The organism is Rathayibacter sp. PhB186, from assembly GCF_003751825.1.
GTDB lineage: Bacteria > Actinomycetota > Actinomycetes > Actinomycetales > Microbacteriaceae > Rathayibacter > Rathayibacter festucae.
This window is the reverse complement of the sequence record NZ_RJKO01000003.1, coordinates 314478-334292: the sequence shown is the minus strand read 5'-3', so window position 1 is coordinate 334292 and position 19815 is coordinate 314478. Positions and strand designations below refer to the sequence as shown.

Below are 19815 nucleotides of genomic sequence, written 5' to 3'. Positions count from 1 at the left end.
GACGGGGTTTCCGATGAGAAGCACGCGGATCGCGCTGGGCATCGCCGGCGTGCTGCTCGCGGCAGGCGTGGTCGCGGCGACGACGACGAGCGTCTCCGCCGTGAGAGCCGGCGAAGACGCCGCACGCGGCCCCGAGCAGATCGCCCACCACGACGCCGCGGGCGGCGAGCCCACGATCTCCCCGGAGGAGGCCGTCGCGGAGCGGGTGGCGGACTTCCCGGCTCTGCAGCCGTATGACACGACCGAGCCCCTGGTGCCGGTCTCCGAGCTCGTCGGCTCCCTGCGAGCGGGCAGCGACGACGGCGCCGAGAAGATCCCCGTCTTCGCCGCCGCCCTGGCCTACGGAGATCTGCGGAGGATCGCTCCGGGCTTGGGCTCCGACCTGCAGATCGCAGCGGACCGCCCCGTCTGGGTCCTGACGGTGCACGACACCGTCCAGAACTACGGCGCGATCTCCGGCACGGTGGCGAAGACCTGGGACGTGTACACGGTCGTCGTCGACGGCCCCTCGGGCGACATGATCGAGTCCGGGACCGGCCTGGACATCGAAGCGCTCGGCGTCGAGGGGGCGTACGTCGACTAGCCGCCCGGAGGAGGATCTCGACGCACTGCTCCCCCGCCCCTACCCCTTCGCCTGGAAGTACACGTCCACGAAGTAGTTCGTGGAGTTGTACGACGACGACGGCATGACCCCGCCGGATCCGTAGCGGTAGACGCCGTTGTCGCCGGCGGCCGAGGTCAGCGCGCCGTTCGTGACCGGCGACGCCAGCCCGGCTCCCGTGGCGGCGTAGTAGCCCGCGGGCGCGAGGTACGACACCGTGTAGCGCGCGCCCGGCACGAGCTCGACGGGCGAGGCGAACGCGGCGCTCTGCCAGCCGGTCGCGGTCTCGCCGGTGAAGGTCACCTGCGCGATCCGCGTGCCGGAGGCGTCCCACAGCGAGCCGACGTGGGTGCCCGTGTTGCGGGAGCCCTTGTAGAAGGCGATGCCGGTGGCGCTGCCCGCCGTCGACGCGGTGAAGGACATCCCGACCTCGACCGAGGACGAGTCCTCGGCGGAGGCGGTCGCGGGGGTCGCATCCGCGAAGAGGCGCGTGCCCGACGGGGTGGTCGGCGTCGGGGTCGGAGTGGGCGTGGGTGTCGCCGACGGCGTGAACGAGACGTCGACCAGGTAGTTCGTGGTCGAGCGCTGCCCCGCGAAGCCGCCGGAGTAGGTGTACGCGCCGGAGTCGCTCGCGGTGACGAGCGGGCCGCGCGTGGATCCGGAGCCGAAGCCGTTGATCGTGGCCGAGTAGTTGCCGGTGGTCGTCGTGTAGGCGGCGACGTAGTCGGTGCCGCCGGTCACGGCCACCGGAGTGGCGAACGTTACCTGCTGCCAGCCGGCAGTGCTCTCGGCGGTGAAGGTCGCCCGGCCGATCTCGGCGCCGGTGTCGGCGTTCGAGAGCGTGCCGACGTGCGTGCCGGTGTTGCCGGGGCCCTTGTAGAAGCGGAGCGATGTGATCGTGCCGTCGACCAGCGGGGCGAAGCGCGTGCCCAGGGTGACGGGCGTGCCCTCGGCGACCTGCGCGATGCCCGGGGTCGTCGAGTCGTCGAAGAGCCGGCAGGGGCAGGCTCCCGCGACGGCGTCCGGCGCCTGGGTGGTGAAGGTCCAGCTGCCGCCTGCGGTGACGGTGCCGCCGCCGGTCGCGGTGCCGGCGAGGGTCGCGGTGTACCCGGTCGACGCGGCGAGCGGGGCGGTGGGCGTGAACACGGCGGTGCGGGTGGTGGCGTTGTACGCGGTGCTGCCCGCGACGCTCGCGCCGGCGGCGGTCTTCAGGGTCATCGCGACGGTGCTCGCCGTGACCGCCTTCGAGAAGACGGCCGAGACCTTCGTCGACGGTGCGACGCTCGAGGAGCCGGCCAGCGGCGCCTGCGACCCGACGCTCAGCGGCGTGGCGTCGACCGTGCTGTAGACGGCGTCGACGTAGTAGTTGTTCGCGCGGTAGCTGTCGGTCGGGAAGCCGCCGGTGGTGCTGTAGACCCCGGCGGGCGTCGCTCCGAAGCCGCCGGCGACCGTCAGCGGGGCGGCGGCGTAGCCGGTGCTCGACCAGAACCAGTCCGCGGACGAGTAGTGGCCGGTCGTGGTCGTGTACGAGACGACGTAGGTGGTGCCGGCGGTGACGGCGACGGGGGCGCCGAACGTGGCGGTCTGCCAGCCGCTCGCCGACTCGTTCGCGAAGGCGACGGTGGCCAGCTGCCGGCCGTCGACGCTCCAGAGGGCGCCGGTGTGCGGGCCGGTGTTGGCCGCGCTCTTGTAGAAGCGCACGCCCTGGATGAAGCCGTCGGTGCTCGGGGTGAAGCGCAGGCCGAGGGTGGCCGGATCGACGTCGCCGGAGTCGGCGGTCTTCGGCACCTCGGCGCCGAACACGGTGGCGGTGCCGGTGATGGTGACGGCGCGGCTGGTGACGGCGCCGATGTTGGCGCTGTCGTCGACGGCGCGCACCCGGATCGAGCCGGTGCCGGCGCCGTGCTGGACGTAGCTGTACGACCAGGACGTCGTGCCGGTCGCCGGGTGCCAGGTGGCGCCGTCGGTCGAGACCTCGACGCCGGCGACCTTGCCCGCGGCGTCGGTCGCTGTGCCCGAGACCGACACCGTGCTGCCGTTGGCCTTGCTCGTCGCGCCCGAGGGGTTCGAGACCGCGACGGTCGGGCCCGCGGTGTCGGTGCTCTTGGTGGCGGCGACCAGGCCGCTCATCAGCGTGGTGGGCTGCACGCCCATGTCGGCGAAGAGGTTCACCTGCGCCTGCTGCATCCGGACGTCGGCGGCTGCTCCGTCGCCGTCGTGCTGCTGGTCGAGGCCCCAGGTCCACTGCACGGAGCCGGCCGAGAAGACGAGCGCGCCGCTCGCCGCCTTGTACAGGGTGAGGTTGTGCCGGGTGGTGCCCGCGGCGACGGTGGTGCCGAAGTCCTGCAGGTACTCGGGGACGGCGCCGGTCGTCGTCGAGAGGCGGATCAGGCCGGGCGGCCGGGCGCCGTTGTCGACGTCCTCGTTGGACTCGTAGCCGATGGTGTGCGGCGCCAGCGCTGCGCTGCTCCCGGTGGCGAGGCCGGTGAGCGAGGTGTTGCGCCAGAGCCGCAGCTTCCCCTCCGCGGCGCTGACGGTCACCGGCAGATCCGAGTAGTTCACCATGTAGAGCGTGCCCGCGAGGGAGTTCTCGGGCCGGCCGCCGCCGTTCGCCACCGAGGCGAAGCGCGGGTCGCGCCAGGTGCCGGTGGACTCGGGCGACGGGTCGGTCTTGGCGTTCGCCCAGGTCTCCTTGTAGGTGACGACGGTGCGGTAGTCCTTGCCGCCCGCGGTCGGCGAGGGCTCGTAGCGGGTGCGCCAGTAGTTCTCGTTGCCGGAGAGGAACTGGAGGTTCACGCCGGCGTCGCGCGCTGCGGTGACGTTCGCGCGCTGGGCGCCGGACCAGTACTCGTCGTGGCCGACGGAGAGGAAGGTGCGGTGCTGCTTCAGCGCCGAGCCGAAGCGGTCGGTGTCGACGCCGCTGAAGTAGCTGACGTCGTAGCCGTTGCGCTCGAGGAAGCGCACCAGCGGGAACTCGTTGGCGAAGTAGAAGTCGCGGCCCTGGTTGTCGCCGCGGGTGGTGACGGGCCGGTTGTAGCTGAGCTTGTAGGCGCGGCCGTTGGCGCCGCCGCTGTAGAAGTTCGAGCCGCCGTAGGTGTTGTAGGCCTGCCAGGTGGGGTCGGAGGTCTGGAAGAGCACGGCCGAGGTGCTGGCGGTGTCGCGCACGACGAAGGTGATCTGGCTCCGGCCGCCCGTGTCGGCGCGGGTGAGCAGGGCGACGTAGACGCCGGAGACGGCGGTGCTCGGCACGTCCCAGCCCGCCGAGACGGCCCAGGTGCCGCAGTCGTAGAGCTCGGTGGTGACGTCGGAGAGGCACTCGGGCTGGAGCTGCGGGAGGGCCGCGCTCGGGGTCACCGAGGTGATCAGGCGGGCGCCCTTCCCGGCGTACCAGCCGGTGCGGTAGACGTCGATGGAGTACGCCGCGGCGTCGGTGTCGATCTTGAAGTCGATGCGCTGACCGACGTTGACGCTGATGTCGGTGGAGTAGCCCTGGATGGACGGGTCGCCGGCTCCGGTGATGTCCCAGACCGACGGGTCGGTGCCGGGCTTCGCGTTCTCGCAGACGATGGGGTTCTGCCCGGGTGCGCAGGCGGTGTCGGCGCTCGCGGTGGGCACGACGAGGCCGACCACGACGAGGGCTGCTGCGGCGGCGATCGCGAGGAGCGACGCGCGGAGGCGGCCCCGGCGGGTCGGCGGGAGGAGCCGCGGCGTCAGGGGGATGCGCGGAGCGGGGGCGGGGTCCATCGGGGACGCCTTTCGGGGGTCGTTCCCGCGTCGGGTACGCGGGAGCCGGCGACGGGGCGCGTCCGGGGACGGGCCGAGCCCGGGTCCGCGAGGGTCCTGCAGCTCCCCCGCCAGGATCGGGGAAGAGGGGGACGCCGGGCGGGTGGACCGGGAATGCCGAGCAGAACGACGGTACCGGAAGCAGAACGCGCCAGGGGGTCGATTCGGCAACGATTCGTGGTAATGCGCTGTGCGGCTCCGGACTTCCGATGCCGACGTGACCGGGGCGGGGACGTTCCTGGCCGCTCGTCGCCGATCCGACGCCGGATCGTTACCGAGAGAGCGCTCTCTCAGGACGTACTCTGGGCAGACGCAGCTGGGGGGCTACTCCCCCTCGTCGCTCCATCACTCAACGAGGAGGAACCATGCGGTCATCCCTGCACCGTCGTCTCACCCTTCCGGTCGCCGTACTCGCGGCCGCCGGGATCGCCCTCGCGGGCTGCTCCAGCAGCAGCGACCCCAACGACCCGAACGCCGGCGGCGGCGCGAGCTCCGGCGGCGCCGCGGGCGACGGCTCCGTCACCGTCTACGGCACCATCAACGGCGACGAGGCGACCCTGCTCGAGCAGTCCTGGGCGGACTGGGAGAAGGAGTCGGGCATCGACATCAAGTACACCGGCGACAAGGGCTTCGAGCAGCAGATCGGCATCAAGGTGCAGGGCGGTGACGTCCCGGATCTCGCGATCTTCCCGCAGCCGGGACTGCTCGCCGATACCGTCGCCTCGGGCAAGGTGAAGGAGCTGCCCGAGGGCGCCCTCGCGAACGTGAAGCAGAACTGGTCGGAGGACTGGCAGAAGTACGGCCAGGTCGACGGCACCCAGTACGGCGCGCCGCTGATGGCGAGCGTGAAGGGCTACGTCTGGTACTCGCCGGCGAAGTTCAAGGAGTGGGGCGTCTCGGTCCCGACGACGTGGGACGAGATGGAGGCGCTGGGGAAGACCATCGCCGAGAAGTCGGGCGGACCGTCCTGGTGCGCAGGCTTCGCCTCGGACGCCGCCTCGGGCTGGCCGGGCACGGACTGGATCGAGGACGCGGTGCTCCGCGAGTCCGGCCCGGACGTCTACGACTCGTGGGTCGCGGGCGACACCCCGTTCACCGACCCGAAGATCAAGGCCGCGTTCGACTCGGTCGGCTCGATCCTGCTCGACCCGACGCTCGTGAACGCGGGCTACGGCGACGTGTCCTCGATCAACTCGACGGCCTTCGGCGACGTCGCGCAGAACATCGCCAACGGCTCCTGCGCGCTGACCCACCAGGCGTCCTTCTTCGAGGGCTTCCTCACCGGAGCGGACGCGACCGTGGCGGAGGACGGCGACGTCTGGGCGTTCCTCACCCCGCCGATCAAGGCGGACGACGACCAGGCCGTCACCGGCGGCGGCGAGTTCGTCGCCGCTTTCGCGGACGACGCGGACACCGCGAAGGTGCAGGAGTACCTGGCCAGCGCCGACTGGGCGAACAGCCGCGTGAAGCTCGGCGGCGTCATCTCGGCGAACACCGGCCTCGACCCGGCGAACGCGAGCAGCGACCTGCTGCGCAGCTCCATCTCGATCCTGCAGGACCCGGGCACCACGTTCCGCTTCGACGCCTCCGACCTGATGCCCAAGGCCGTCGGCTCCGACAGCTTCTTCAAGGGCATGGTCGACTGGATCGACGGCTCGAGCACCGACCAGGTCCTCGACACCATCCAGGCGGGTTACACGTCGTAGCGCGCGGGCCGGTCGCGCGTGCCGAGCACACGCTGATCGAGCAGACCGCTCCGCGGGCCTACCTTTCATGCTGATCGAGTAGCCCGCGCAGCGGGCGTATCGAGATCCACCGTCCCCCGCCGGGTGGGTCTCGATACGCCGCCTGCGGCGGCTACTCGACCAGCATGAATGCCGCACGCTGGTCCGTCTGCATGCTGATCGACCAGCCTGCGCAGCGGGTCCCGCGCGTGCCGATCGAGCACGGCTTGCTCCTGCCGCAGCGTCATGTGATCTGCTCGAAGCACGTCCCGTCCCGCTTCGAGAGGCCCGCCATGCATCCGTTCCCGACCCCGCCCCGTGAGGTCCTGATCGGCGACGCCGCGGCGTTCGTCGGCGTCACGCCCCGGACGATCCGCCACTACCACCAGATCGGCCTGCTCCCCGAGCGCGAGCGGGGCGGCGACGGGCGCCGCCGGTACGGGCACGCGGAGATCGTCCGGCTGCTCTGGATCCGCCGCACGGCCGACGCCGGGATCGCCCTCGACGACATCCGCGACGCGTTCGCCGGCGCGGAATCGCTCGCCGCGGACGACGAGGACGAGGTCGCCGCCGTCCTCGCCCGGCTGGAGGAGACCCTCGCCGCGCAGGAGGCCGAGCTGCAGCGGCAGCGGGCGTCGGTGGAGCGCATGCGCACGCTCGGCAGCCGGCTGGGCCTGCTCGACGACCTCGTCTCCGGCCGCCTCGAGGGCGCGCCCGAGGGCTCGCTGCGCCAGGACGACCTGGACGTCCTGCTGGTCACCGAGCGGGTGTTCGGCCCGCTCGGCGCCGCGATCCAGGCCGGCCGCTTCGCCGCGCTCGCTGCGCACCCCGACCTGCGCGCCGCGTCCGACCGGGTCGACGCGGCCGAGGAGGCCCTGGACGATTCCGTCGCCGTCGACGACCCCCGCGTCGCGCAGGTGGCGGCCGAGCGGCACGCCTTCGAGACGGAGCTGCTGCGCGTCTGCACGGAGTCCGGTCAGCTGGAGGAGGACGACGCTCTCGCCGACGCCTGGGACGAGCGGCACCCGCCCGAGGACGCCGAGACGCCCGCATCCGCGGCCGATCCGCGCGCCAAGAGCGCGGCGGACGTCATCCGGAGCCTGCCCTACGACTTCTCCCCCGCCCGCGTGCGATGCATGGAGCTGGCCGTGCAGCTCGGCGTGGAGGAGCCGCCGGCGTCCTGACCGCCCGGGTCAGCCCGCGCGGATGCGGTCGGCGAGCGCCCGCGCGTCCTCGTCGCCGGGGAGGATCTGCACCGAGTCGCCCTCGATCGCCTGCATCACCGCCACGGCCGAGACGACCACGTCGCCGGCCCGCAGCAGCAGGCGCGCGTCCGGGCCGGCGCCCGCCGCCTCCGCCGTCGCGTCCTGGAAGAGCGCGGCGCCGTCCTCGTCGAAGCGCACATCGACGGTCCGGGCGTCGCCGGTGCCGAACACCTCGACCGAGGCGACACCCGCCCGGGTGAACGCCGCCGGGTCGACGAGCACGTCCTGGCCGCCGACCGCGGTGCACTGCGGATCCGCGCCCGCCTCGCAGACAGAGGAGACGGCGAGGTCGAGCCCGCCGCCGGTCGCCTCCGGCGCGGGCGGCGTGCAGCCGGCGAGCGCGAGCAGGAGGACCCCGGCGGCTCCTGCGGTGACGTGCGGACGGTTCACGATGCCCCCTCGGGTCTCGGAGCGCGCCACGATACCGAACGCCTGCGGGCACCGCACCCGCCTGCCCCATCGACCCCTGTCGATCGAGCAGCCCCTTCATGGTGATCGAACAGCCCGCATCGCGGGCGTATCGAGCGGAGGGGGCGCCTTCGGCGCCAGCACAGGGCGGGGACGCGACCGACGTGCATGCGGTGGTGGGTCTCGATACGCCCCTGCGGTGCTACTCGACCAGCATGTGTGCGGGCGTCTCTTCCCAGTAGATCCACCGTCCCCAGCAGCCCGGGTCGCGATACGCCGCCGGCGGCGGCTCATCGACCAGCATGGGGCGAGCGCGCGAGTGGACCCGGAACGGGCCCCGGCACGGGCGCAGGGCCCGACGCGCGTCGACTCGCGCGAGCCGGCCCCGCCGAGTGGACGCGTGCAGGGGCCTGCTCGCGACACGAGGCCCGTCGCGGGTCCACTCGAGGACTCATGCTGATCGAGTGGGCCGCGGAGCGGGCGTCTCGAGATCCACTGTGCCCAGGAGGGCGGGTCTCGATACGCCGCCGGAGGCGGCTACTCGACCAGCATGTGCCGGACGCGTGACCTCCCGCACGGCCGGCCCGCTTCATGCTGAGCGGCCTACCCACAGGCGGGCGCGCTTCATGCTGGTCGGGCAGCCCGGGCGGCGGGCGCGCTTCATGCTGATCGAGTAGGCCGCGCAGCGGGCGTATCGAGCGGAGGGGGCGCCTCCGGCGCCATCGCAGGGCGGGGAAGAGACCGACGTCCTTGCGGTGGTGGGTCTCGATACGCCCCTGCGGGGCTACTCGACCAGCATGGCTGCGGGCGTCTCTTCAGAGTAGATCCACCGTGTCCGGCACGCCGGGTCTCGATACGCCGCCTGCGGCGGCTACTCGACCAGCATGACGGGGCTCACTCGAAGAGGGAGAGGGTGAGCGTCGAGCTGTAGTCGCCGGCGTCGACGGTGGTGGGGGTCTTGAGGGTCAGGGCCGCGTCGGCGGTCCAGGAGCCCTCCTCGGCGACACCCGCGGAGTCGTTGGTGATCGCCAGCAGCTCCTGATCGACGAGGCCGACGCCGTCCGGGCCGCCGTCGATGGCGGTGTCGACGACGTCGCCCTCCGCGACGAGGCCGGAGTCGCCGCCGTCGATCAGGTTCGGCGCCCAGCCGAGGTTCTCCGCGCCGATCGTGTCGCCGGTCGACGAGGTGAAGTCACTGGCGGTGCCGAGCACGTACCAGCCGGCCTCGGCGGGGATGTCGGCCGGATCGCGGGTGTCGGTCACCGTCACGGTCGGCAGCGTGCCGGTGAACTGGCGGACCACGCCCGTCGAGCCGTTCTCGGTCAGCGCGGTGGAGTCGCTCGCGACCGTCATCGAGAGCGAGCCGGGCGTGGTCAGCGGCGCGATCTGCACGTTCACGTCGACGTCGTCGGCGCCCTGCTGCTCGTCGGCGAAGGCGGTGCCGGCGACGCCGAGCAGGAGCAGGCCACCGGCGATGCCGGCGGCGCCGCGGGTGAGAAGGGGGCGGATCCGTGTGGAGCGGGTGGTCATGGCGGGGGTTCTCCGTTCTCCGGTCGGCCTCGTCGCCGACTCGTCGTCGCACGCCCCGACCCTCTCTTTCGATCATTATCGATCATCGAGAAAGAGCGTTCCGCGCTGCCGAGCAGACTATCCCGTGGTCGCTCCAGGAAGAAAGACCCTGCTCGCGCGCCGCTTAGAGCCGTTGCGCCCGCGAAACCGCTCGGATACGGTGACCACAGCGATCGCTCTCCGCATGTTCTGAAATGATCGGAGTTGGCGGATCGCTCATCCCATTCGACTCGACGACGAGGCGCACTCATGCTCAACCGCTCTCCCCGGCACGCTCGAGGCTCGCAGCCCGAGCCCCCCTCGCACAGCAGGCCGCACCGCAGGAAGGAGGGGAGGGGGCGGACCCTCGTCGCGGCGACCGCGCTCGGCGCCCTGCTCGCCGCGGGGCTCGCCCAGGTGCCGGCCGCCCAGGCCGCGCCGTCGGACGTGCAGGCCGTCGCCGTCACCGCGGCCGACGTCGCCGCCGCGGCGGAGAGCGTCAACGCGCTGACCTTCAAGGGCTTCGGCATCCTCTCCGCGAACTCGACCAGCGCCCTGCTGCTCGACTACAAGTCGCAGCACCCCGAGAAGTACTGGGAGCTGATCGAGACGCTCTTCGGCGGCGAGCACCCGATCATGACCACCATCAAGATCGAGATGGGCAACGACCGCAACACCTCGACCGGGCCGAACGTCGCGACGATGCGCTCGCGCGACGAGTACCCGAACGTGCAGCGCGAGCCCGGCTTCCAGCTGGCCGCGGACGCCCAGAAGGTCGCCGAGGGCGACGTGCACGTCAGCATCCTGCGCTGGAGCCGCCCCACCTGGGTGACCAGCGACGAGGACCAGTACATCTGGTTCAAGAACACCGTCCTGGCCGCGGAGCGCGAGTACGGGATCATGGTCGACTCGATCAACCCGGACACCAACGAGACCACGAGCCCGAACGCCGCGCTCTACAAGAAGTTCTCCACCTGGCTCCGCACCGACACCAAGGGCTACGAGGGCGCGAGCGCGCAGGATCCGAACAACGGCTTCGCCTCGGCGGACGAGGGCGAGCGCTACCGCGCGATCCGCACGGTCGCGGCGGACACGGTCGGCACTCCCCCGACCTCCTTCGGCGACCAGCTGAACTCGACCACCGACCCGTCGCTCCGCGACGCCGTCGACGTCGTCGGCTTCCACTACGCCACCTCGGACGACGCGAACGGGAACCTCAAGAAGTTCGCGCAGACCTACGACAAGGAGATCTGGAACTCCGAGGGCCAGGCGACCTTCTCCAACTCCGCCGACCGCCCGAACAACACCAACCCCGACGGCCAGGGCGGCACCGGGACGGAGTTCGGCGGCACCAACAGCGCGCTCGAGATGAGCAACTGGGTCACCTCCGGCTTCGCGAAGTCGCTCCGGACCCTGAACATCTTCCAGCCGGCGATCGGCTCCTTCTACGACGGCTTCCAGTACTCCTCGAAGGAGCTCGTCAGCGCTCGCGACCCGTGGTCGGGCTGGCTGTACTACGACGGCGGCCTGGCCGCGGTCGAGCAGTACACGCAGTTCGCGCAGCTCGGCTGGGAGAACGAGGACAACACCGCCGGCGTCTGGCGCGGCATCCCGCAGGCCTCCGGCAGCGCGCTCGGCGGCGGCAACCCGCCCAGCGGAGCGTCGACCGGCGCGGTGTCGTACACGACGCTCGCCGCGCCCGACGGCTCGGACTTCTCCACGGTGATCGTCAACGACAGCCCGTTCGAGAAGACCTACGCGATCTCCGCGGAGGACCTCGACCTGGGCGACGACCGCACGATGGAGGTCTGGGAGACCCGCGCGGCCGACGCCGGTGAGGCCTACGACGCGAACTACGTCGTGCCCGTGTCGGAGCTGTCCGCCCAGGGCGGCGTCTACACGGTGACGGTGAAGCCCTGGTCGACGGCGACCGCGACCACGCTCGACCACGCGGCGAGCGCCGGCGGTGTCCTCACTCCGCGCGAGGGCTACGGCTCGACCCTGCCGACCTCGCCCGAGTACACCGACGCCGACGGCGGCCGCGACGTGCTCGACACCGACGCGAGCGGCGACGTCAACGGCGTCACCACCGACTCCGTCCTCTACGCGGACGACTTCGACTACGCCGAGGCGGCAGACATCCGCTCCTACGACCCGGCGACCGGCGCGCTGAGCGACTCCGGCGAGTCGTTCCTCGACAGCCGTGGCGCGAAGGCGAAGCCCGCCGGCACCCCCGCGGTGCAGCCGGAGGACGACGGCGCGATCCCGCGCTACACGAACGACACCAACGGCGCCTTCGAGTCCGTGGCCACCGGCGATGCCGCGCGCGACCGCGTGCTGCGCCAGCAGGTCGGCCCGGGCATGAACGGCTCGGCCTGGAACGGCGGCGACCCGAAGACGACGATCGGCGACTACCGCTGGGCGAACTATCGCGCCTCGGTCGACGTGCTCTTCGAGAACGGCGGCACCCCGTACGCGACCCTCGGCGCCCGCGAGCAGGGCGGGACGCCCAACGGCCAGAACGTCTCCGCGGCCGAGCTGCGGGTCGACGCGACGGGCGCCTGGAGCCTGCTGCGCTACGGCACCTCCGTCGCGTCCGGCACCGCCTCCGCCACCCCCGGCACGGCGTTCCGCACCGGCACCGGAGTGTGGAACCGGATCGCCGTGCAGGTGGCGGGCGACCGCTACACCGCGTACCTCAACGGCGTGCAGGTCGCGGCCTACACCGACCCCGCGCCGCAGGCCGCGGGGCGCGTGCAGCTCGGCTCGGCCTTCACGTTCACGCAGTTCGACGACCTCGTCGTCGAGCAGGTGCCCGGCTTCACTCCCTACTACTCCACCGTCGTCGACGGCATGCACCAGACCAGCTGGAGCGACGGCTCGACGCCGATCCTCGAGTTCGACGAGCAGTGGACGCACGTCAACGGCCAGGGCATGTTCGAGTGGCAGCGCACGGCGTCGAAGAGCACCGGGAAGGGCGCGGCGCTGAGCTACTCCTTCACCGGGACCGGACTCGACGTCCTCGGCAGCAACACCGGGGCGGCGACGCTGAACGTCACCGTGGACGGCGTCCGGGTGGCGACGAACGCGCCGACCTGGGCCGCAGGCAGCGAGCGCACGGCGTTCCAGCTCCGCGGTCTCGCGGACGGCGAGCACACGGTGGTGCTGGAGACGGCGAACGACGGCGTGCTCAACGTCGACGCGGTCGGCGTGGTCGTCGCGAACGCGGACTCGTCCGCGGTCGACACGGCCGTCCTCGCGGCGGCGCTGGCGACGGCCGAGCGGTTCGTCGAGGCGGAGTGGAGCGCCTCCTCCTGGGCTCCGTTCACGAGCGTCGTGGGTTCCGCCCGATCGGCGCTGGCCGACCCGGCCGGCTACGGACTCGACGCGGAGGGGGCCGCCGCTCTGGTGGCGCGCCTCAGCCGGACCGCAGCGGAGCTCGTGCCCGAGGGCGTGAGCACCGACGTCCGCGACCTCGGCCTGATCGCCGGGACCGCCTCCGCCGGACTGCCGAAGACCGTGACCCTCGAGGGCGCCGAGCGCGCCGTCACCTGGGACGCGGGAGCCGCGCAGGCCCTCGCCGGGACGGCCGAGCTCGGCACGGTGCGGCTGACCGGCCGGACCACCGAGAAGGTCGCCTCGACCGGAGTGTTCCAGCGCTTCTCGGTACCGCTGCTCGTCACTCCGGCCGACCTGCGCTACTTCGTCGACTCGGGGTCGAGCGGCTCGGCAGCCGGATCCGCCTACGCGGCCGTGAAGGCGAGCCAGCCGGGCGTCCTCAACGACGCCGCCGACCGGAAGTGGGACGGCGTCTCCGCGGGGAGCACGTGGGGCTACTCGACCACATCGACCGGCGCCGTCGCGCCCGGCAACCCCGCGGACTGGAGCTCCTCGTACGTGCCGGCCGACTTCGGCAAGCCCGTCGTGACGCACCTGACCCTGCCCGCCGGCACCTACGACATCGTCGCCGTGCAGGCGCCGCGGGCCGGCCTGACCACCAACGTCGTCTCGACCGTCACCGCGGCCGGCACGACGAAGCGGGCCACCGCGGTCTCGACCGGGGCGGCGACGCCGGTGCGCCAGCAGGTGACCCTCGCGGCGCCGGGCGTCGTGGACGTGTCCTTCGGGACCGACGGGACGAGCGGCTACAACGCACGGCTCGCCCTCGTCTACGTCCAGAGCGTCACCCGCGACCTCGGCTACCAGGGCGCGCTCACCGCGAGCGCCGCGCTGCCGACCACCGTGACGGTCGACGGTGCCTCGACCGGCGTCACCTGGGACGCGGACTCCGCGGCCCAGACCCGCACCGACTACGCGCCGGTGACCCTGCGCGGGACGCTCGCGAACGGCGCGAAGGTGACCGCGCGCTACGAGATCGTGCCCGAGGGGCTCGTCTACTACATCGACTCCGGCACCGCGGCGACCTCCTCGCCGCAGTACGGCGCGGTGCAGGCGGCCGTCCCGTCGCTGCTCAACGCCGTGTCGGACCGGGCCTCGACCGCCGCCGACCAGTGGGGCTTCGCGCCCGAGGGCATGAAGGTGAAGACCGGGACGGACGTCAACGACAAGTTCTCGACCGGTCTCTACCAGGACACGACGCAGCTGATCTACCGGCTGCCGCTGGCCGCCGGGACGTACACGCTGACGGGCGGGTTCACCGAGTGGTGGAACCTCAGCCGGACGATGAACCACACGGTCTCGGCCGGGGGCGTGGAGCTGGCCAAGGGCAACATCCCGCTGTCGGGCACGAGCACGCCGCTGACCGGGGCGCTGACCTTCACCCTTGCGGCGCCGACCACGGTGGAGTACCGGGTGACGAACGAGGGCGCGGGCGGCGAGAAGCCGGTGATCTCGTGGCTCGGAGTCGCGGCGGTCGCCCCCGCCGCGCCGGCACTGCCGGACCTGGACGTGACGGTGCAGAGCCGGTGCGTGGCGGGCAAGGTGCAGCTGGGCGTCACCGCGGTCAACACGGCCGACGTGCCGGTGGGGATCACGATGACGACGGCCTACGGCGAGAAAGCGTTCACCGCCGTCGCGCCCGGCAAGAGCGTGTTCCACTCCTTCACCACCCGGGCCAAGACGGTGCCGGCCGACGCGGTCGACCTGACCGTGACGGGCACCGTCGACGGGGAGGACGCGACGCGGGAGCAGAGCGAGGAGTATCCGGCCGCGAGCTGCTGAGGACCGGTGCGGGAGCCGGCGTCGCCTTCGTGAGGAGGGCGGCGTCGGCTCCGGCGTGTGCGGGGGCTGGAGCCTGGGGTGAGCCTGTGCGAGTTCTCAGTGTCCACTCCACGGCGCTCGTGCGGGCGGCGGTCGCGCCTACGGTCGACCACGAGCACGACGGCGTGCGGCACTCCCCCTCGAGATCCGCTCCGACCGGAAGGCACGCCATGACCACCACGCTCGACCGCCCGACCACCTCCTCCACGGCCCGCCGCGGCGCGCTGCCGGGGACCTCCGCCGGGCTGCTCGTCCTCCGCCTCGCGCTGGGCGCCGTGTTCCTCGCGCACGGCTGGCAGAAGATCGCCGTCGACGGCCTCGCGGCGACGACCGAGGGCTTCGGAGCGATGGGGATCCCGTTCGCGGCCGTCCTCGCCCCGGTCGCCGCCTTCACCGAGCTGCTCGGCGGCGCCGCGATCATCGTCGGCCTGCTGACCCGGATCGCCGCCGCCGGCCTCGCGATCACCGCGGTCGTCGCGCTCGTCGTCGTCCACCTGCCGAGCGGATTCTTCGCGGCCACCGGCGGCATCGAGTTCGTCCTGGTGCTGGCCGCCGGCGCGGTGGCGCTCGCGCTCACCGGAGCAGGCCGCCTCTCGGTCGACGCCCTGCTGCGCCGCCGCCGCTGACCCCGGATCTGCTCGCGGGAGATGCCCGCAGATTGCTGGTCGAGTAGCCCCGCAGGGGCTGCCCATGCTGGTCGAGTAGCCCGAAGGGCGTATCGAGACCCACCACCGCCCGCTCGGTGGTCTGCCGGCTCCGGTCTCGGCCCGGGTGGATCTCAATACGCCCGCTGCGCGGGCTACTCGATCAGCATGGGGGGCGCAGTCCGCGGCCAGGGTGCCTGGCCGACCGCCTCATGCCGGTCGCGCAGCCCGCAGGGCACTCCCTGCGGGTCGCGCAAGCCGCAGGTCGATTCATGCTGGTCGAGTAGCCGCCTCCGGCGGCGTATCGAGACCCACCCTCGCCGAGACATCCGGGAGCGAGCCTCCTCCCCAGCGCCCGATCCGCCTGCGCTCTCCCCGATCGGCCTCTGCCCCCGCCCCGATGTCGGTGGTCCCTGATTCAATACTTGTATGTCAGAAGATGAGGATGCGGCAGCACTCGCGAAGGTGCGCGACTGCTTCCACGACGCCGCGGCCGCCGAGCGCGCCGCCTCCCCGACGCGCCTGAGGGCGGCGGAGCGGATGAACCGCGGGTACCGGCTCGCGCTCAGCGTCCCCGAGGCGTTCGCCCGCGGAACGTCCCGCAGCGAGACCCGCGACCTCGTCGAGCGCTCCATCCGAGCCGAGCTCGCGACCACGTTCGGCGTCTCCGAGCGGGAGGTCTCACGCCGCCTCGAGACCGCGCAGATGCTGATGGAGCACCTGCCCCTCACCCGCGCGCTGCTGCGCGACGGCCGGATCCTGTGGGATGCGGGCGAAGTCATCTGCAGGACGGCCAGCAGTCTCCCGGAGGCGTCCCGAGAGGCGCTCGACGAGCGCGCCGCCGACGCCGCCGTCACGATGACGACGACGCAGCTGCGCCGAGCCCTCGGTCGCTGGCGCGAGGAGCTGCACGAGCAGCCCCTCGCCGAGCGGCACGCCCGCGCCCGGGAGGACCGCGCCGTCTGGGTCACCCCGGACGTCGACGGGATGGCGACGCTCTGCCTTCACGCTCCTGCACCGGTCGTCTCCGGCGCCTACGACCGGTTGCGGCGCATCGCCCGCACCCTCCGCGACGACGGCGACCCCCGCACCCTTCAGCAACTCAGCGCCGACGCCGCCATCGACCTGCTCTGCGACGGCGACGTCGCCGGCACGACCCCCGATTCCAAGAACCGGCCGGACCCGACCTTCGTCCCCGGCGTCCGCGCCGAGGTGCGCCTCACCCTCGCCGCGTCCACCGCCGCGGGTCTCGACGACGCACCCGCGGACCTCGACGGCTACGGACCGGTCCCCGCCGACGTCGCTCGCGAGCTGATCCGCACGGCGGCGTCCTTCACCCGCGTCCTCACTGATCAGGACACCGGAGCCGTCGTTTCCGTCGGCCGCACCTGGCGCGTCCCACCAGCGCAGATGCGCCTCCACCTCCAGCTCCGCGATCAGACCTGCCGCTTCCCCGGCTGCACCCGCACGGCCTCCACAGCCGAGGCCGACCACACGATCGAGTGGCGCAACGGCGGCGAGACCTCGCTCGAGAACCTCGTCATGCTCTGCACGAGCCACCACCACGTCCGGCACGGAGAGCAGTGGAGCTACGACCGGATCGACGACCACGGGACCATCGAGTGGACGAGCCCGACCGGCCGGCGGATCAGCAACCGGCCACCGCCTCTGCCCGGGCGGCCGCCGGACCGGCCGCCGGGGCCCCGGTTCGACAACGTGCCCGCGCCGTTCTGACGGTGGTGGATCTCGATACGCCCGCTTCGCGGGCTACTCGATCAGCATGGTGTGCCCGCTTCGCGGGCTACTCGATCAGCATGCAGCGCGTGCGAGGCGCGCTGCTCGATCAGCTTGCGTGCGCCCTTGCGGCCTGGCCGGGCAGCGCGCATGCGGACCGCGGACCGCCTTCATGCTGGTCGAGTAGCGCGCAGCGCGTATCGAGACCCGGGCCCGGCAGACGGTGGATCTCGATACGCCCGCGAGGCGGGCTGCTCGATCAGCATGGAGGGCCCGCACCGTGGGCTGCTCGATCAGCATGGAGGGCCGGCACCGTGGCCTACTCGATCAGCATGCAGGGGAACCGACAGCCCGGCGGTCCGGCGGGGCAGGGGTCAGGCAGGGCGGGGGTCAGGCAGGGCGGGGGGTCAGGCAGGGCGGCGCTCAGGCGCGGGCGGCGGTCAGGCGCGGGCGGCGGTCAGGCGCGGGCGGCGGCGAGCAGGGCGCCGAGGCGGTCGAGCTGGGCCGGGTCCTCGAGGGCGGAGCCGACGGCGGCGACGCGGACGCCGGCGTCGAGGAAGTCGGAGACGTTGGCGGCGTCGAGGCCGCCGGTCGCGACGAAGCGGATGCCGGGGAAGGGGCCGCGGATGTGCTTGAACCAGCCGGCGCCGAGCCAGGTCGCGGGGAAGGCCTTCAGCCAGGTGAGGCCGAGCGAGGCGGCGAGCTGCACCTCCGAGGGGGTCGCGACTCCGGGCAGCAGCGGGAGGTCGACGGCGCCGGCCGCGGCGAGGATGCGCTGGTCGAGGCCCGGCGAGACGAGGTAGCCGGCGCCGGCCTCGCGAGCGAGCGCGACCTGCTCGGGGCGGACGATGGTGCCCGCTCCGACGGTCTTGCCACGCTCGGCGCCCAGGCGCGCGACCTCGCGGAGGGCGACCTCGTCCTCCGCGGTCTGCAGCGGCACCTCGACCGAGTCGATGCCGAGGTCCCAGGCGGTCGTCGCGAGGGCGATCGAGCGCTCCACGCCCATCCCGCGCAGGATCGCCATCAGCGGGGCGCCCGCGAAGACCTCGTCGAAGGGGCTCGCGGTCGGGGTGGTCGGGGTGGTCGCGGTGGTGGTGGTGGTGAACGCAGTCATCGTCGTGCCGTTCTCTCGTCGAGGGAGTCGCCCGCCACGGCGAGGGTGAGGGCGGCGCGGTCGTGGCCGCGGCGCAGGCGCGCGCCGTGATCCGCGCCCTGGAGCAGGGCGGCCAGGTAGCCGCCGGCGAAGGCGTCGCCTGCGCCGACCGCATCGAGCACCTCCACCTCGTGCGAGGGCTCGAAGACCCCGCCGGCAGCGTCGGCATCGGCGCAGAACACCGTCGCGCCGATGTGGCCGTCCTTGACGACCAGCTCGGCGACGTCCGGGAACAGCGCCCGGACGTCCTCGGCGGTGCGGGTGCCCCACAGGGTCTCCGCCTCGTCGCGGCCGACGAAGACCACGTCGGCCAGCCGGACCAGCTCGGCGAGGACCGGCGCCGCCCGATCGACGCTCCAGAGCGCGGCGCGGTAGTTGACGTCGAGGCTCACCGGAATGCCCAGCTCGCGGGCGCGCAGGGCCGCGCGACGGAGGAACCGGTCGGCCGGCTCCGAGAGCGCCGCGGTGATCCCGGACAGGTGCAGCAGCGCCACGTCGTCGAACGGCGCGGCATCGGCGTCGGCGGTGTCGAGGTACGCGGCGGCCGAGCCCGCCCGGTAGTAGGAGACTCCGCGGCCGGGGTCCTTCACGTAGACGCCGGTGGGATGACCGGGGTCGCGGACGACGCACGAGACGTCGATCCGCCGCGCCGCGAGCTGCCGGAGCACCCGCTCGCCGAGCGCGTCGGCGCCGAGCCGGCTGTGCCAGCGCACGGGGACGCCCAGCGCCGCCGCGTGCGCGAGCACGTTCGACTCCGCACCGCCCGCGTCGACGAGGAAGTCGTCCGCGTCGGCGACCGAGCCGCCGCAGGGCACCAGCACGGCCATGGTCTCCCCCATGGCCAGCAGCACGCCGCCGACAGCGGATCCGGACGTCACGCCAGGTCCTTCACCGGCGCCGCATCCATGTCGTCGAACGCCTGGTTCTCGCCCGCCATCGCCCAGACGAAGGAGTACGCGGCGGTACCGACGCCGGAGTGCAGCGACCAGCTCGGCGAGAGGATCGCCTGGCGGTCGGCCACGACGAGGTGCCGGGTCTCCTGGCGCTCCCCGAGCAGGTGGATCACGCGGGCGTCCTCTGGCAGGTCGAAGTAGAGGTAGCACTCGGTGCGGCGGTCGTGGGTGTGCGCGGGCATGGTGTTCCACATCGAGCCCTCGTGCAGGGTCGTCACGCCCATCACGATCTGGCAGCTGCGCACGCCGTTCTCGTGGATGTACTGGTTGAGCGTGCGGCGGTTGCTCGTCGCCTGCTCGCCGAGCTCGCGGACGGTGCCCTCGCCGGGCGCGACGAGCACCGACGGGTAGCTCGTGTGCGCGGGGGCGGAGAAGAGGTAGAACTGCGCGCCGGAGTCACCCGAGCCCGCGTCCTCGAACGCCACCGCCTCGATCCCGCGGCCGAGGTACAGGCAGGCGCCCGGGACGAGCGTGTACGTCTCGCCGTCCGCGGTCACCGTGCCGGTGCCGCCGACGTTGACGATCCCGAGCTCGCGGTGCTCGAGGAACGTCTCGCTGCGGATCTCCTCGTAGCCGGTCAGCTCGAGCCGCTGCCCCGCGGGGACGGCGCCGCCGAGCACGATGCGGTCGTGGTGCGTGTAGACCAGCCGGATCTCGCCGGCGACGAACACCTCGGGGACGAGGTACTCGCGGCGCAGATCCTCCGTGGTCATGCCCGGGATCTGCGAGGGGTTGGTGGCGTAGCGCTGCTCCATGCGGAGACTCCTGTCGGTCGGTTCTGG

At 72.7% G+C, this 19815-nt stretch carries 12 protein-coding genes; 6 read left to right on the top strand and 6 right to left on the bottom strand.

Translation table 11 applies throughout. The annotated features are described in order from the left end of the window. Positions 1-13: 13 nt before the first annotated feature. Positions 14-583, top strand: a complete 570-nt coding sequence (locus EDF45_RS11555) for a hypothetical protein (protein ID WP_123736073.1) — start codon at positions 14-16, stop codon at positions 581-583. Positions 584-622: 39 nt separating this feature from the next. Here the strand turns inward: EDF45_RS11555 and EDF45_RS11550 are convergent, their stop codons facing one another. Beyond that, on the bottom strand, positions 623-4345 hold the full coding sequence (locus tag EDF45_RS11550) for a DUF4082 domain-containing protein (protein WP_123736074.1): 3723 nt from the start codon (positions 4343-4345) through the stop codon (positions 623-625). A gap of 404 nt (positions 4346-4749) precedes the next feature. On the opposite strand from EDF45_RS11550, the gene EDF45_RS11545 reads away from it, so the two are divergent. Next, positions 4750-6090 carry an ABC transporter substrate-binding protein gene (locus tag EDF45_RS11545; protein ID WP_123736075.1) on the top strand — a complete coding sequence of 447 codons (1341 nt, stop codon included), beginning with the start codon at positions 4750-4752 and terminating at the stop codon, positions 6088-6090. A 164-nt stretch (positions 6091-6254) separates the two neighbouring features. Then, positions 6255-7292: a MerR family transcriptional regulator gene (locus tag EDF45_RS11540; protein ID WP_260312163.1), complete on the top strand. Its 1038-nt coding sequence runs from the start codon at positions 6255-6257 to the stop codon at positions 7290-7292. Positions 7293-7301: 9 nt separating this feature from the next. Here EDF45_RS11540 and EDF45_RS11535 read toward each other — a convergent pair whose 3' ends face one another. Beyond that, complete coding sequence (locus EDF45_RS11535) at positions 7302-7763, bottom strand: SecDF P1 head subdomain-containing protein (RefSeq protein ID WP_123736076.1); 462 nt, start codon at positions 7761-7763, stop codon at positions 7302-7304. Between the two features lie 912 nt (positions 7764-8675). After that, positions 8676-9311 carry a hypothetical protein gene (locus EDF45_RS11530; protein WP_123736077.1) on the bottom strand — a complete coding sequence of 212 codons (636 nt, stop codon included), beginning with the start codon at positions 9309-9311 and terminating at the stop codon, positions 8676-8678. Between the two features lie 288 nt (positions 9312-9599). On the opposite strand from EDF45_RS11530, the gene EDF45_RS11525 reads away from it, so the two are divergent. From EDF45_RS11525 to EDF45_RS11515, 3 genes are all read left to right on the top strand, one after another. Continuing rightward, the gene (locus EDF45_RS11525; RefSeq protein ID WP_123736078.1) at positions 9600-14510 is read left to right on the top strand and encodes a hypothetical protein; all 4911 of its coding nucleotides are present in this window, start codon (positions 9600-9602) and stop codon (positions 14508-14510) included. A 209-nt stretch (positions 14511-14719) separates the two neighbouring features. Next, positions 14720-15175 (top strand): DoxX family protein, encoded by a 456-nt coding sequence (locus EDF45_RS11520; protein WP_123736079.1) that lies wholly within the window; start codon positions 14720-14722, stop codon positions 15173-15175. 447 nt (positions 15176-15622) lie between these two features. After that, the gene (locus EDF45_RS11515) at positions 15623-16927 is read left to right on the top strand and encodes an HNH endonuclease signature motif containing protein (RefSeq protein ID WP_123736080.1); all 1305 of its coding nucleotides are present in this window, start codon (positions 15623-15625) and stop codon (positions 16925-16927) included. A 457-nt stretch (positions 16928-17384) separates the two neighbouring features. Here the strand turns inward: EDF45_RS11515 and EDF45_RS11510 are convergent, their stop codons facing one another. From EDF45_RS11510 to kduI, 3 genes are read right to left on the bottom strand one after another with little or no spacing between them, the layout of a single operon-like run. Continuing rightward, entirely contained in the window at positions 17385-18041 is a 657-nt protein-coding gene (locus EDF45_RS11510) for a bifunctional 4-hydroxy-2-oxoglutarate aldolase/2-dehydro-3-deoxy-phosphogluconate aldolase (protein ID WP_123736081.1), read from the bottom strand. Then, positions 18038-18958, bottom strand: a complete 921-nt coding sequence (locus EDF45_RS11505; RefSeq protein WP_260312164.1) for a sugar kinase — start codon at positions 18956-18958, stop codon at positions 18038-18040. Before EDF45_RS11505 ends, EDF45_RS11510 begins: the two co-directional genes overlap by 4 nt. Further along, positions 18955-19788: a 5-dehydro-4-deoxy-D-glucuronate isomerase gene (gene kduI, locus EDF45_RS11500; RefSeq protein WP_123736082.1), complete on the bottom strand. Its 834-nt coding sequence runs from the start codon at positions 19786-19788 to the stop codon at positions 18955-18957. Before kduI ends, EDF45_RS11505 begins: the two co-directional genes overlap by 4 nt. Positions 19789-19815: the final 27 nt, after the last annotated feature.

What these genes read in the sequence shown, in the direction of transcription:
- EDF45_RS11555 (WP_123736073.1), top strand. Translation starts at nt 14, where the DNA reads ATGAGAAGCACGCGGATCGCGCTGGGCATCGCCGGCGTGCTGCTCGCG.
- EDF45_RS11515 (WP_123736080.1), top strand. Translation starts at nt 15,623, where the DNA reads ATGTCAGAAGATGAGGATGCGGCAGCACTCGCGAAGGTGCGCGACTGC.
- EDF45_RS11550 (WP_123736074.1), bottom strand. Translation starts at nt 4,345, where the DNA reads ATGGACCCCGCCCCCGCTCCGCGCATCCCCCTGACGCCGCGGCTCCTC.
- EDF45_RS11545 (WP_123736075.1), top strand. Translation starts at nt 4,750, where the DNA reads ATGCGGTCATCCCTGCACCGTCGTCTCACCCTTCCGGTCGCCGTACTC.
- EDF45_RS11520 (WP_123736079.1), top strand. Translation starts at nt 14,720, where the DNA reads ATGACCACCACGCTCGACCGCCCGACCACCTCCTCCACGGCCCGCCGC.
- EDF45_RS11540 (WP_260312163.1), top strand. Translation starts at nt 6,255, where the DNA reads ATGAATGCCGCACGCTGGTCCGTCTGCATGCTGATCGACCAGCCTGCG.
- kduI (WP_123736082.1), bottom strand. Translation starts at nt 19,788, where the DNA reads ATGGAGCAGCGCTACGCCACCAACCCCTCGCAGATCCCGGGCATGACC.
- EDF45_RS11510 (WP_123736081.1), bottom strand. Translation starts at nt 18,041, where the DNA reads ATGACTGCGTTCACCACCACCACCACCGCGACCACCCCGACCACCCCG.
- EDF45_RS11525 (WP_123736078.1), top strand. Translation starts at nt 9,600, where the DNA reads ATGCTCAACCGCTCTCCCCGGCACGCTCGAGGCTCGCAGCCCGAGCCC.
- EDF45_RS11530 (WP_123736077.1), bottom strand. Translation starts at nt 9,311, where the DNA reads ATGACCACCCGCTCCACACGGATCCGCCCCCTTCTCACCCGCGGCGCC.